Origin of the sequence: Ruegeria sp. AU67, assembly GCF_900312795.1 — a bacterium.
GTDB lineage: Bacteria > Pseudomonadota > Alphaproteobacteria > Rhodobacterales > Rhodobacteraceae > Ruegeria > Ruegeria atlantica.
Window position 1 is genome coordinate 421,626 of record NZ_OMPH01000040.1, and the last position, 11,853, is coordinate 433,478.

16 protein-coding genes and 1 pseudogene are annotated in these 11,853 nt (G+C 56.2%); 11 read left to right on the forward strand and 6 right to left on the reverse strand.

Translation table 11 applies throughout. From position 1 onward, the window contains the following. Positions 1-10: 10 nt before the first annotated feature. The 5 genes from DK510_RS21515 to DK510_RS21535 all read left to right on the forward strand — a co-directional run bounded on the left by DK510_RS21515 (position 11) and on the right by DK510_RS21535 (position 3,040). Positions 11-631, forward strand: a complete 621-nt coding sequence (locus DK510_RS21515; protein ID WP_058275262.1) for an SCO family protein — start codon at positions 11-13, stop codon at positions 629-631. Positions 632-717: 86 nt separating this feature from the next. Further along, positions 718-1,272 (forward strand): ActR/PrrA/RegA family redox response regulator transcription factor, encoded by a 555-nt coding sequence (locus DK510_RS21520; RefSeq protein WP_058275167.1) that lies wholly within the window; start codon positions 718-720, stop codon positions 1,270-1,272. 138 nt (positions 1,273-1,410) lie between these two features. Next, the gene (locus DK510_RS21525; protein ID WP_058275168.1) at positions 1,411-1,905 is read left to right on the forward strand and encodes a lactoylglutathione lyase family protein; all 495 of its coding nucleotides are present in this window, start codon (positions 1,411-1,413) and stop codon (positions 1,903-1,905) included. Between the two features lie 92 nt (positions 1,906-1,997). After that, a complete protein-coding gene (locus tag DK510_RS21530; protein ID WP_109313836.1) occupies positions 1,998-2,393 on the forward strand; it encodes a DUF805 domain-containing protein in 396 nt (131 codons plus the stop codon). A gap of 275 nt (positions 2,394-2,668) precedes the next feature. Continuing rightward, a complete protein-coding gene (locus DK510_RS21535) occupies positions 2,669-3,040 on the forward strand; it encodes a VOC family protein (RefSeq protein ID WP_109313837.1) in 372 nt (123 codons plus the stop codon). Here DK510_RS21535 and DK510_RS21540 read toward each other — a convergent pair. Next, positions 3,037-3,630: an HD domain-containing protein gene (locus DK510_RS21540; RefSeq protein ID WP_109313838.1), complete on the reverse strand. Its 594-nt coding sequence runs from the start codon at positions 3,628-3,630 to the stop codon at positions 3,037-3,039. The two genes, DK510_RS21535 and DK510_RS21540, sit on opposite strands and share 4 nt — an antisense overlap. Positions 3,631-3,834: 204 nt before the next feature. Between DK510_RS21540 and DK510_RS21545 the strand changes: the two genes are divergently transcribed. The 3 genes from DK510_RS21545 to DK510_RS21555 all read left to right on the forward strand — a co-directional run bounded on the left by DK510_RS21545 (position 3,835) and on the right by DK510_RS21555 (position 6,407). Then, positions 3,835-4,149 carry a hypothetical protein gene (locus DK510_RS21545; protein WP_109313839.1) on the forward strand — a complete coding sequence of 105 codons (315 nt, stop codon included), beginning with the start codon at positions 3,835-3,837 and terminating at the stop codon, positions 4,147-4,149. A 105-nt stretch (positions 4,150-4,254) separates the two neighbouring features. After that, the gene (gene ahcY / locus DK510_RS21550) at positions 4,255-5,643 is read left to right on the forward strand and encodes an adenosylhomocysteinase (protein WP_109313840.1); all 1,389 of its coding nucleotides are present in this window, start codon (positions 4,255-4,257) and stop codon (positions 5,641-5,643) included. A gap of 14 nt (positions 5,644-5,657) precedes the next feature. Next, entirely contained in the window at positions 5,658-6,407 is a 750-nt protein-coding gene (locus DK510_RS21555; protein ID WP_109313841.1) for an extensin family protein, read from the forward strand. Position 6,408: 1 nt separating this feature from the next. Here DK510_RS21555 and DK510_RS21560 read toward each other — a convergent pair whose 3' ends face one another. Continuing rightward, a complete protein-coding gene (locus DK510_RS21560; RefSeq protein WP_109313842.1) occupies positions 6,409-7,071 on the reverse strand; it encodes a DUF899 family protein in 663 nt (220 codons plus the stop codon). Positions 7,072-7,269: 198 nt separating this feature from the next. On the opposite strand from DK510_RS21560, the gene DK510_RS21565 reads away from it, so the two are divergent. Beyond that, positions 7,270-7,611 carry a DUF2853 family protein gene (locus tag DK510_RS21565; RefSeq protein WP_109313843.1) on the forward strand — a complete coding sequence of 114 codons (342 nt, stop codon included), beginning with the start codon at positions 7,270-7,272 and terminating at the stop codon, positions 7,609-7,611. A gap of 213 nt (positions 7,612-7,824) precedes the next feature. Here DK510_RS21565 and DK510_RS21570 read toward each other — a convergent pair whose 3' ends face one another. Genes DK510_RS21570 through tsaD form a run of 4 tightly spaced genes read right to left on the reverse strand, consistent with a single transcriptional unit; the run spans position 7,825 to position 10,574 of the window. After that, complete coding sequence (locus DK510_RS21570; protein ID WP_109313844.1) at positions 7,825-8,247, reverse strand: EVE domain-containing protein; 423 nt, start codon at positions 8,245-8,247, stop codon at positions 7,825-7,827. Beyond that, the gene (locus tag DK510_RS21575; RefSeq protein WP_058275177.1) at positions 8,247-8,516 is read right to left on the reverse strand and encodes a YciI family protein; all 270 of its coding nucleotides are present in this window, start codon (positions 8,514-8,516) and stop codon (positions 8,247-8,249) included. The genes DK510_RS21570 and DK510_RS21575 overlap by 1 nt, the downstream gene beginning before the upstream one ends. A gap of 1 nt (position 8,517) precedes the next feature. Then, positions 8,518-9,480: an NAD(P)H-dependent glycerol-3-phosphate dehydrogenase gene (locus DK510_RS21580; protein WP_109313845.1), complete on the reverse strand. Its 963-nt coding sequence runs from the start codon at positions 9,478-9,480 to the stop codon at positions 8,518-8,520. Then, positions 9,477-10,574: a tRNA (adenosine(37)-N6)-threonylcarbamoyltransferase complex transferase subunit TsaD gene (gene tsaD, locus DK510_RS21585; RefSeq protein ID WP_109313846.1), complete on the reverse strand. Its 1,098-nt coding sequence runs from the start codon at positions 10,572-10,574 to the stop codon at positions 9,477-9,479. Before tsaD ends, DK510_RS21580 begins: the two co-directional genes overlap by 4 nt. 96 nt (positions 10,575-10,670) lie before the next feature. On the opposite strand from tsaD, the gene DK510_RS21590 reads away from it, so the two are divergent. After that, entirely contained in the window at positions 10,671-11,384 is a 714-nt protein-coding gene (locus tag DK510_RS21590; protein WP_109313847.1) for a uroporphyrinogen-III synthase, read from the forward strand. A 54-nt stretch (positions 11,385-11,438) separates the two neighbouring features. Continuing rightward, positions 11,439-11,853, forward strand: a pseudogene (locus DK510_RS23045) (hypothetical protein); the annotation flags it as partial.

Here is an 11,853-nt window from a genome sequence, read left to right on the forward strand (position 1 = left end):
GATTGATGTCATGGTCCGTCTTTATGCCATCCTCGCAACCGTTGTTCTTGCCGTGGGCCTGGGGGCCATGTGGCTGCTGACGCGCGGTGCCGGATCAGATGACAAGTTCGCACAATGCCGGACCAGTCAGATTGCTGGCGGAACGGCGGCCATCGGCGGGCCATTTGAACTGCTCAACGGCAAGGGCGAAACGGTCACCGACACCGATGTGATCACCGAGCCGACGCTGGTCTATTTCGGCTATACCTTCTGCCCCGACGTCTGCCCGTTCGATATGTCCCGCAATGCCGAGGCCGTGGACATTCTGGCTGAGCGTGGCCAGTCAGTGACGCCCTTGTTTATTTCAATTGACCCGGATCGCGATACGACCGAAGTGATGGCCGATTATGCCTTTAACTTGGGCGGCAAGACCATCGCGCTGACCGGCACGCCCGAGCAGGTCAAGGCCGCCAGCAAGGCCTACAAAACTTACTACAAGGCCCATGACAAAAGCGATGAGTACTATCTGGTAGACCACTCGACCTTTACCTATCTTGTCACGCCCGAGGATGGGTTCATCGAATTCTTCAACCGGGACGACACCGCCGAGCAGATGGCCGACAAGGTTGGGTGTTTCCTCGACAAAATCTAGAAAACGACGGGTTGTTTGACCTTTGGGATGGCGCTGCTATTACTCATGGTTAAGCCAAAGGCGTGAAATAGCGGAAAGAACAGAATATGGCGGACAGCTCTGACCTCGACATCGGCCCCGATAAAACGCTGCTTTTGGTGGACGATGACGAACCGTTTCTGAGACGTCTGGCAAAAGCGATGGAGAAACGCGGGTTCGAGGTTGAAACCGCAGGTTCCGTCGCCGCAGGCCGCGCCATTTCCACCGCCCGTCCGCCCGCCTATGCGGTCGTTGACCTGCGACTTGAAGATGGCAACGGTCTGGATGTCGTTGAAGTGCTGCGCGAAAAACGTCCTGACAGCCGGGTTGTGGTCCTGACCGGATACGGTGCGATTGCCACCGCCGTTGCTGCGGTCAAGATCGGCGCCACGGATTACCTGTCGAAACCCGCCGACGCCACGGACATCACCAATGCGCTACTGGCCAAGGGCGACGAACTGCCCCCACCACCAGAAAACCCCATGAGTGCGGACCGCGTCCGTTGGGAGCATATCCAGCGGGTCTATGAGCTGTGCGACCGGAACGTTTCTGAGACCGCACGGCGCCTGAACATGCACCGCCGGACATTGCAGCGGATTTTGGCGAAGCGCAGCCCACGTTAAATCTCTTCTGGTCGGACCAAAGCGGACCTTTGCTTCGTTCTGGACGTGGAGACAGAAACAAGCGCACTATTTCTGGGGTATCGGCAAGGGTGCTGATGCCCTTTCTCTTGTTTGCTGCGGAACGAGGAGTCTCTAAAAATGTCTGCACTAACCTTTTCACACATCGGAGTAACCGTTCCAGACCTGGAAAAAGCGGTGGAATTCTATTCTAAGGCATTTGGACTTTATGTGCTTATGGAGCCCACCGAAGTGCTGCATGACGATAGTGCCATAGGTCAGATGTGTGACGATGTTTTTGGAGAAGGCTGGGGTTCATTTCGGATTGCTCATCTTTCGATGGGGGATGGTATAGGTATTGAACTCTTCGAGTTTCCAAACACGATCGAAGAAGAGAGGCCGTTCGAATATTGGCGTCGCGGGTTGTTCCATTTCTGTGTTCAGGATGACAACCTTGAAGAACGGGTCAAGATCATCGAAGAGCTTGGTGGAAAACAGCGAATGAAGCAGGTTCGCAAATACTACCCAGGCGACAAACCCTATCGCATGGTCTACATGGAAGATCCGTTTGGAAACGTATTTGAGCTATACAGTCATTCTTATGAACTAACCTATTCGGCCGGGGCATACGCGTGACTTGTTTGTTGGCAGACCACCAATCTGGTAGTTTCCGTGTTAAATAATTTGAAATAGTGATATGTGAATGCCGTCCAATTGCGGAGGATGGCATGAACAATCTCACGACTGCATTTCGAAGGGCTCTGTCAAACTACGCCAAATTCAATGGGCGTTCTTCGCGACCGACATTTTGGTGGTGGGTTCTGGCCGTTCTTCTCGTTCTTCTGGTGACGCGAATAATTGATGGCGCTTTGATCACTCCGATGCTCGGATTTGGGGTGTTTGAGCCGAACGCCGGACAACCGCTTTCCGTTTTGGTTTCGCTTGGGCTTTTGCTTCCCAATCTGGCAATTGGAGCCAGACGTTTGCACGACATCGGACGAACTGGTTGGTGGCTGTTGATTGGCTTGATTCCGATAATCGGAACTCTGGTCCTGTTGTACTTCTACATTCAGCCAAGTGAGAGTGGTTCAAACCAGTTTGGAGAACCCGACGTCTTCCCCTGATTTGAGGGATGAAAGTCGTCGTTTCAGGCTACGGTTTCAACAGCAGTTCTTCGTGCCGCTCAGTGTATGCCTGCAGCACCTCTGTCTACGGGCGCAACGTGATCCCCAACCCCTCCATCACCGCTTTGTCCGGCCGCCCAAAATCCTTGAATGCCCTGGCCCAGGAAAAGTCTGCAATAGTACGCCGGTCCTGACAGTTTAGTGACTTGATACCAGTTCCACTTTGCCCGAGGTTCGGGCAGGGAATTCATCTTTCGTCACAATGGAGTAAATCAATGATCGGCTATGTGACCATCGGCGTTTCGGATTTGGAGCGCGCCAAAAGTTTTTATACGACACTGTTTGCCGACAAGGGTGCAAAGGTTGTGATCGACGCTGGGCGCATCGCTTTCATCGGCAATGACCCTTCATCGCCAATGCTCGCCGTTTGTACACCCTACGATGGCGAAGCCTGCGAGACCGGTAATGGTGGAATGATTGCTTTTGCAGCAGACTCCAAGGATGAGGCTAAGGCGCTTTACGAGAAGGCAATCAGCCTTGGTGCTACAGATGAAGGAGAACCTGGCCAGCGCGTTCCTGATCGGTTCTACGGCGCTTATGCTCGCGATCTGGACGGAAACAAACTGTGTTTTTACGTCTTCGGCTAAAGCTGCGTCAGCAGAGCCATGTGACGTTCCATATACGCCCGCCGCACCTCAACCGGCGGGCGTAGCGTGATCGCCAACCCCTCCATCACCGCCTTATCTGGCCGACCGAAGAACTTCGTCGCCTCGGACTCGGAAAACCCGGCGATCTGTGTGGCCTCCATCCATGCGCTGATCTTGTCGGCCTTTTTGATCTGCCGTTTCACTGTTTTCGGCACCTCCGCCGGCAGGCCGAACCGAATGTGGATGGCCGCAGCCAGCCGATCATCCAGCGCGCCGTAATCCGGGCCGACGGCGGATTTAACGGGCGAGATCATATCTCCGATCACATATTCCGGCGCATCGTGTAACAGCGCGGCCAATCGCCATTTTACCGGGGCTTTGGGGACAATCCGGCCGAAAAGCTCTTCAACCAGAAGGGAGTGCTCGGCCACGGAATAGGCAAAATCACCTGCTGTCTGACCGTTCCAGCGGGCCACAAAGGCCAGACCGTGCGCGATATCTTCGATCTCGATATCCACCGGTGTCGGGTCCAGCAGATCGAGCCTGCGACCGGACAGCATTCGTTGCCATGCTCGTGCTTGTGTTGCCATTATGCCATGCCTTGTGAAGTAGGACACGTTGAGTTCGCGTTTTTATGTTATGATGTACCTGTCTGGATCACAGGCTGCCAACAAATTCTTGAGCTTTCGTGCTTTGAACCTGCACGATTTGATCCCGACATATGGACTGAGGGGGGCGTACTCCTTTCAGTTGTGCCCCTCTCGTACTGAAACGCGTATCGAAAGGAGCATGTTATGTTCAAACGCCTATTTGCTATAACCCTGACCTTCGGCATGGCAGCCACAGCGCCGCCCGCTTTTGCTAAAAGCTGTGCACAGCGCGAACACGTGGTTGCCAAACTGCAAAGCAGCTATTCAGAAGAGCTGGTCTTTGGCGGATTGCAGAAAACACGCGGCGCTAGCGCGGTGATGGAGGTTTGGACCTCGAAGGAAACCGGAAGCTATACAGTTCTGGTGACCCAGGCGAACGGCATTAGTTGTATTGTCGCCGTTGGCACGGATTTTTTTGAAGCGATACCCAAGATAGAGCTTAAGGGTGAACCAAGTTGATTTGAGCCACAGGTTCACCCAGTTTTCGGCCATTTGCGTTGCCACTTGCCCCAAGGAATGCTAGGGGCTGCCCGGACTGTGATTTACCGGAAAATGGAGCACCTGATGGCCGGGGACTATATCGTTAAAGACATTTCATTGGCTGGGTTTGGCCGCAAAGAGCTGGACATTGCCGAAACCGAGATGCCGGGCCTGATGTCCCTGCGTTCCGAATATGGCGAAAGCAAACCTCTGGCGGGTGCTCGTATCGTCGGTTCGCTGCACATGACCATCCAGACGGCTGTTCTGATCGAAACACTGGTCGCGCTGGGCGCGGACGTGCGCTGGGCATCGTGCAACATCTTCTCGACGCAGGACCATGCGGCGGCTGCAATTGCCGAGGCTGGCATTCCTGTATTCGCCATCAAGGGCCAGACGCTGGAAGAGCATTGGGATTATCTGGATAAATCCTTCCTGTTCGACGATGGCCCAAACATGATCCTGGACGATGGCGGCGACGCGACCTTGTACATTCTGCTGGGCGCACGTGCCGAAGCGGGTGAGGACATCATTGCTGTTCCGACGTCCGAAGAAGAAGAAGTCATCAAAGCGCAGATCGCCAAACGCATGGCAGCATCCCTGGGCTGGTTCACCAAGATGCGCGACCAGATTCAGGGCGTGTCCGAGGAAACCACCACCGGCGTGAACCGCCTGTATCAACTGGTGAAAGACGGCCAACTGCCGTTCCCGGCGATCAATGTGAACGACTCGGTCACCAAGTCGAAGTTTGACAACAAATACGGCTGCAAGGAATCGCTGGTTGACGGCATCCGCCGCGCCACTGACACCATGATGGCTGGCAAGGTTGCCGTGGTTTGCGGTTACGGTGACGTTGGCAAAGGCTCGGCCGCGTCGCTGCGCGGTGCTGGTGCCCGTGTGAAAGTGACCGAAGTTGACCCGATTTGCGCCCTGCAGGCCGCGATGGACGGTTTCGAAGTCACGTTGCTGGAAGACGAAGTCGCATCGGCCGACATCTTTATAACCACCACCGGCAACAAGGACGTGATCCGCATCGAGCATATGCGCGAGATGAAGGACATGGCCATCGTCGGCAATATTGGTCACTTCGACAACGAAATTCAGGTGGCCAGCCTGAAGAACCACAAGTGGACCAATATCAAGGAACAGGTGGACATGATCGAACTGCCCTCGGGCAATCGCATCATCCTGCTGTCCGAAGGCCGCCTGCTGAACCTCGGCAATGCGACCGGTCACCCGTCTTTTGTGATGTCGGCCTCGTTCACCAACCAGGTTCTGGCGCAGATCGAGCTGTTCACCAAGGGTGATCAGTACAACAACGACGTCTACATCCTGCCCAAGCATCTGGATGAGAAGGTCGCGCGTTTGCATCTGGATCGCATCGGCGTGAAGCTGACCAAGATGGATAACGAGCAGGCATCTTACATTGGCGTGAAGCCCGAAGGCCCCTACAAGCCGGAACACTACCGTTATTGAGTGCGAAAGAACGCATGAGCAAACACACTGGACGCCGCCGATTCCTGTTATCGGCGGCGTCTTTTGTTTTTAGTATCACCGTTGTAGCCATCCTGTTCGGAGGCGGCGGATGGTGGTTGCTGGCGCATCCGGAAACACCCGTGCCATCGCATTGGAACCCTTTGCGAGAGCTGAAAATCACCGCGCCGGTCACGCCAATTACCCGGTTTCAGCTTAATCGTGCGCTGGCGAATGAAGTACAGTGCCGCGCCGCCTTGGCCGACGCCGGCGCAAAATTTGAAGCGATGGATGATCTGATCGTGGATGAGAATTGCGGCATCACCGGGCGCGGTCTGTTGTCTGCGCTGGTGACATCGGGTGTAAATGCAGTTGAAACCAGTTGCGCGACCACTCTGCGGCTGGCCATGTGGGAACATCATGTCGTTCAACCCACTGCGAGAGATCTTTTGGGCACGCAGGTCAGCCGATTGCGGCATGTAGGCAGTTACAATTGCCGCCAGATGCGTACCGCTCAGGGTCAGAGCAGTGGTTGGAGCAGCCATGCCAAGGCGGATTCCATTGATATTGTTGGTTTGCAATTCGCCGATGGGCGCAGTCTGACATTGCTATCCGATTGGGGCGCCGAAGGACCTGAGGGTCAATTTCTGCACCAGATCTGGCGCGGCGCATGTGATTGGTTTCGTGTGGTATTGGGTCCTGATTTCAATCACTTGCACGCGGACCACTTTCATCTGCAGGGTCCCGGTTGGGGTTATTGCCGATAGGTCACCTTGACGGGTATTTAACGCAGGGACGGAAAGAAATCTCCGCGTCCTTGTGGTGTGAAATCCAGAATATTCCACAGGGGCCACGCCGCATCACATGCCGCGGATGCCAGTCACTGGGTTCGAAGAACAACTCGGAACTCCAGAAATGGCTTATGCCGTCCGCATCGCGCTGAAAGACGTTCAGGATCGGCAGTTGGCTTCCATCCTCGGCCTCGGCCAGATAGTCGCGCTGATAGTCTGTGCCCAATGCAGAATAAAGCGGCAGATCATCCCATGACATTTCCGCTTTCAGCGCTGCCAGCCTTTCACAGGTGTTTTGCGCCACGACCGCAAAGGCGATTTTCTGCGATAAATGGGCGATCTGCCCATTCAACCCGTCCAGAAAGGCAGAACACATCGGGCAAGGTGCCTCTGCATCCGGCCCGTACATTAGCGAGTATATAGCCAAGGTGTCATGTGATCCGAACAAAGACGACAGCGGTGTCGGCGCACCCTTGTCTGACCGGAATGCATAGTCCCGCGGAACTGCCCCACCTTTGGGCAAACCGCGGCGCAGTTTTGCAACATTTTCAATCTGAGCCCGCAGTTCGGCTTCAGCCGACAGCAAGGTGTTTCGTGCGGTTCTGTATTGCGAAGTTTCGTTGGGTAGCGACACAGGCATTGTAGCCTCCTGGTTCTAGAACAAGTAATATATTTAACCTCATTGTTAAATAAAGGGCCATCAAAATCAAGCCTCAGATCAGACCGGCAGGGTTTAGGGGGAATGCCGCTAATTTTTCCCTTTGTGCAAATTCCCGCTCCCGTTACCGTGTCTGCGGCGCTGGTATGGCCAAAAACGAGTTTCAACCGGGAGATAACCATGGGAAAACGCGACGACCTGATCGCTAAATATGCCGAGGACCTGAAGTCCAAATGCGGTATGGACGCAGATATGGATCTGCTGACCAAAGTCACAATCGGCTGTGGACCTGCAATTTATGACGCCGATGCATCGACTGTCGCGGCATCTCAGGAAGGTGAGTTGGAAACGGTCAAGAACAACTTCCTCATCAAAAAGCTGGGCCTGTCGGACGGACCGGAACTGATGGAAGCGATCAACAAGGTACTGGAAACCTATGGCATGTCCGAGCGTAACAAATACCGCGCCGTCGTGTATTACATGCTGACCAAGCACTTCGGCAAAGAGGCTGTTTACGGCTGATCTCGCCACACCTTTTTTGCAGCGCCCGTCAGATCCCTGGCGGGCGTTTCCAATTTTAAGTACTTGCCGTTTGAACCGCGCCGCATGGATCGGTTAGTGTCAGGACGTGACCAGGACGGTCAGAGCCAAAATTTCCATACGCGTGTGGTGAGTCGGGAGCACGCGGGGTAGGGAAGGTTCTGCTTCTGTCAGGGCCTTCCCTTTAATCTGTTATTAAGTAGCCTGCGTGCCGCCCAGATCGCAGATCACCTGCCATTCCGCCTCGCTGACTGGCTGAACGGACAGGCGAGAGTTTTTGACCAATACCATTTCCCCCAAACGTTCGTCAGCCTTAATCTGGTCCAGCGTGACGGGGGTTGCAAACGGGCGAACGGCCTTGATGTCCACACATTCCCAACGCTCGTCATCCGTGGTGCTGTCGGGGTGCGCCTCGGCGCAGACCTCAACAATACCAACAATCGCCTTGTCCTTTTGCGAGTGGTAAAAGAACCCGCGATCGCCAACTGCCATCTGACGCATGAAATTGCGCGCCTGATAGTTGCGCACGCCGTCCCATTCTTCGCCCGCATCCCCTTTTGCAACCTGCTGGTCCCAGCCCCAGGTCGATGGTTCGGATTTGAACAGCCAGTACGCCATCAGCCTATGACCTTTTTCCACGCAATCAGGTCAACCGATTGGAACAACCCGGCTTTTGCATAAGGATCGTTGTCCGCCCAATTTTGCGCCGCGGCCATGTCTTCGACCTCCAGAATGATCAAAGAGCCGATCATTGCGTCGCCGTCCAGCAGCGGACCCGCCTGCGCAACGACACCCGTTTCCTCAATATAGGCCAGGTGGGCAGCGCGATTGTCCAGCCGGGTTTGCAGCGCGCCGTCCTTGTCACGGGCGATGAGAGCGATCAGCATATTATTCCTCCTTCAGGGGTCGGTTGAGCAGGGCTCGGATAGCTTCGGTCACACTGTAGGCGCCACTGCTAAGGTCTGCCACCGTTGTACTGATTGGCATGTCCAGCCCTTCGGCGGCGGCAATTTCCGTCATGGCCCGCGCTGTGGCGACCCCTTCAACAGTGGTGTGGGTATCGAACTGGATATTCCGACCCAATGAAAGGCCAAAGCGATAGTTTCGGGACAGTTCAGACGAACAAGTCAGGACCAGATCCCCCAATCCAGACAATCCCATTAGTGTATCGGGTCGCGCCCCGCGCATCAGCGCAAAGCGCTGCATTTCTGCAAACCCGCGTGTCATTAAGGCGGCGCGCGCGCTGTCGCCTAAGCCGGCCCCGATTGCAGCGCCGCATCCGATGGCCATTACGTTCTTCAAGGCGCCGCCAAGTTCCGCCCCAACCATGTCGGTGGTTCGATAGAGGCGCAAGTTGGCAGTGGTCAGGTCGTGTTGCAGCGTCAGACTCAGCGAGTCATCGGCGCAGGCCAAGGTTAGCGCCGTTGGCAACCCGCGTGCAATGTCGTCGGCAAAGCTGGGCCCGGTCAGCAGGGCGGGTCGCGCATCCGGGATCGTTTGCTGGATCACTGAAATCGGCCCAAGCCCGGACGATAGCTCAATACCTTTGCAGCACGCCACCAAGGTTTTTCCGTCCAGATCAGAGGCCTGCGCTTGCAAGGCATCGCGCAATTTTTGCATGGGGATAGCTATCAGCAGAACATCAGCCTTGGTCGCCTGATCGATGTTCGATGTCACCGTGATATCAGCAGGCAAAGCCACGTCAGGCAAACGCTGAGTGTTTTCACGTTCTGTCTGCATGTGCCGGGCCTGATCCGGATCCCGAGACCACAGCGTAACCGGCCCGTTCCCGGCCAGTGAAATGGCCAGGCTCGTGCCGAATGCGCCAGATCCCAGAACGGAAACGCTCATGCCTTGGCGCCTTTCTTGCCGCCGCCCAGCATCGCGGGACTGGTTTTATCCAGCGGCCAGCGTGGACGGGCTGTCAGGTCCAGCCCGTCGCGTGCGCCCAGGCGAAACCGTTCCATCCCGGCATAGGCGATCATGGCGGCATTGTCGGTGCACAGGTTGAGCGGCGGTGCGGTAAAGCGCGCGCCTTTTTCTGCGCAAACAGTCTCTAATGCGGACCGAATGGCGGTATTGGCGGCCACACCACCTGCGACGGCAATAACCGGATCTGTAGGGTTTTCATCAAGATACCTGTCAATCGCACGGCGGGTTTTCTCGGCCAGAGTATCGACGATGGCTTGCTGAAATCCGGCACACAGATCAGCGCGGTCTTGACGGGTTAGGCCGCCATTTTCGGCAACAATCTGATCCCGCATCCGCATCAACGCGGTTTTCAGCCCCGAAAAGGAGAGATCACATCCCGGCCGATCCAGCAGAGGTCGGGGAAAACGATACTGTTTGGGATCACCCGCCCGGGCCTCGGCCTCAACCGAAGGGCCGCCAGGTTGAGGCAAGCCCAGCAGGCGGGCGGTCTTGTCGAACGCCTCGCCGGGCGCGTCATCGATTGTTCCGCCCAACCGGGTGAATTCCTCAGGACCATGCGCGATTAGGTACTGGCAATGCCCACCGGAAACCAAAAGCATCAGGTAGGGAAACGTGATGTCATCCGTTAACCGGGGCGTCAGAGCATGACCGGCCAAGTGGTTCACACCGATCAGAGGCAGGCCGGTCGCGGCACTCAGCCCCTTGGCGCACATGACGCCGGACATGACTCCGCCGATCAGGCCGGGACCCGCAGTGACGGCGATCGCATCCATATCGGCCAGCGTCAGTCCTGCAGCCTCTAACGCCTGCACCACGCAAATATCCAGCTTTTCGGCATGGGCCCGCGCTGCGATTTCGGGCACGACGCCGCCAAATGCGCTGTGCAGCTCGGTTTGACCGTGAACGATAGACGACAGAACCTCGGCACACGCACCATCGGATTGGCGCACAACAGCGGCGGCCGTGTCATCACAGCTGCTTTCCAATCCAAGAACGGTAAGTGTTTGCACCATAGGCCTGATCCGTTGCATCATGACACTCAAGCGGGGTATCACCCTGCGCGGACGCAAACAATCCCAAGGCCGAAGGCCCCGCCATTGTATTTGTTGATGACCCGCCCTCGCGCCGCCTCTGAAAGGTTTGTGGCACAGCTGTCGGACCGCGTCAGGTCGCGGGTGGATGTCATCTATTCTCCGATCCTGGAAATCCGACCCCTGAGGGTTGCAGTCGAAACGGACGGAATTCGCGGATTGATCTTTACTTCGGCCAACTCGGTCAATGCCGCCGCGTCGCTGGGCGTTAAACCCGATCTGCCCGCCTATTGTGTTGGTCCGGCGACCACTGGAACCGCCAAAGGGGCTGGATGGGATGCATTGATGGTGGGCAATACCGCCGAAGAACTGGTGGCCTACCTGTTGAAACACCGGCCTGAAAGCCCGTTGCTGCATCTCAGGGGTGAACATACGCGGGGAAATGTTGCCGGGCGTCTGACCGAATCGGGGCTGACGGTTCACGAACAGATTGTTTATCAACAACGTTTGTTACCGCTGACATCCGAAGCGGCTGCGGCCACATCCGGTGACAGACCTGTTCTCGCACCGCTATTTTCGCCCCGAACGGCGCGACAATTTGCCGAAATTTGGACCGGAACCGCGCCCTTGTGGCTGGTTGCCATTAGCGAAGCCACGGCCGAGCCCCTTTATTCCTTGGACTATGAGCGCCTGAAGATCGCCAAAGAGCCGACACCCAAGAAAATGCGGAAAGCCGTGAAAAAGCTTGTCAAACACGCGATGCGGGTTGAGCGTGGAGAGACCACTGATTAACTTAGAGCGGTCTGTTATTCATATGAAATTGGATTCGATAAGGGGAACGTCGCGGTGGCTCGTAAGAAAAAAACCGATCAAAAGCCGGTGGAAGACCCCAAGTCGGACGAAACAGTTGAATTCACCTCGCAGCGTGATGAGACAGTCGTTGACGCGGATGAGCCGCTAGAAAAGGCCCTTTCCGAAGCCGAAGCCGAAGCCGAAGCCGAAGCCGAAGCCGAAGCCGAAGCCGAAGCCGAAGCCGAAGCCGAAGCCGAAGCCGAAGCCGAAGCCGAAGCCGAAGCCGAAGCCGAAGCCGAAGCCGAAGCGGCTGTGGAACTGACCCAGGAAGAGAACTCCGCGCCGCCGGAAAAATCGCATCGTGGAGAGTCGCAGCAGGAAGAAAAACGCAGAGGATTCGTCCCCGCTTTGCTCGGCGGTGTTATCGCGGCGGGAATCGGGTTTGCAGCCGGCAGCGCGGGCTTGGAAG

Coding starts and splice junctions, on each gene's coding strand:
- DK510_RS21530 (WP_109313836.1), top strand. CDS start 1,998: ATGAACAATCTCACGACTGCATTTCGAAGGGCTCTGTCAAACTACGCC.
- ahcY (WP_109313840.1), top strand. CDS start 4,255: ATGGCCGGGGACTATATCGTTAAAGACATTTCATTGGCTGGGTTTGGC.
- tsaD (WP_109313846.1), bottom strand. CDS start 10,574: ATGGTGCAAACACTTACCGTTCTTGGATTGGAAAGCAGCTGTGATGAC.
- DK510_RS21555 (WP_109313841.1), top strand. CDS start 5,658: ATGAGCAAACACACTGGACGCCGCCGATTCCTGTTATCGGCGGCGTCT.
- DK510_RS21565 (WP_109313843.1), top strand. CDS start 7,270: ATGGGAAAACGCGACGACCTGATCGCTAAATATGCCGAGGACCTGAAG.
- DK510_RS21535 (WP_109313837.1), top strand. CDS start 2,669: ATGATCGGCTATGTGACCATCGGCGTTTCGGATTTGGAGCGCGCCAAA.
- DK510_RS21575 (WP_058275177.1), bottom strand. CDS start 8,516: ATGCTGATCGCTCTCATCGCCCGTGACAAGGACGGCGCGCTGCAAACC.
- DK510_RS21570 (WP_109313844.1), bottom strand. CDS start 8,247: ATGGCGTACTGGCTGTTCAAATCCGAACCATCGACCTGGGGCTGGGAC.
- DK510_RS21540 (WP_109313838.1), bottom strand. CDS start 3,630: ATGGCAACACAAGCACGAGCATGGCAACGAATGCTGTCCGGTCGCAGG.
- DK510_RS21520 (WP_058275167.1), top strand. CDS start 718: ATGGCGGACAGCTCTGACCTCGACATCGGCCCCGATAAAACGCTGCTT.
- DK510_RS21525 (WP_058275168.1), top strand. CDS start 1,411: ATGTCTGCACTAACCTTTTCACACATCGGAGTAACCGTTCCAGACCTG.
- DK510_RS21515 (WP_058275262.1), top strand. CDS start 11: ATGGTCCGTCTTTATGCCATCCTCGCAACCGTTGTTCTTGCCGTGGGC.
- DK510_RS21590 (WP_109313847.1), top strand. CDS start 10,671: ATGACCCGCCCTCGCGCCGCCTCTGAAAGGTTTGTGGCACAGCTGTCG.
- DK510_RS21580 (WP_109313845.1), bottom strand. CDS start 9,480: ATGAGCGTTTCCGTTCTGGGATCTGGCGCATTCGGCACGAGCCTGGCC.
- DK510_RS21560 (WP_109313842.1), bottom strand. CDS start 7,071: ATGCCTGTGTCGCTACCCAACGAAACTTCGCAATACAGAACCGCACGA.
- DK510_RS21545 (WP_109313839.1), top strand. CDS start 3,835: ATGTTCAAACGCCTATTTGCTATAACCCTGACCTTCGGCATGGCAGCC.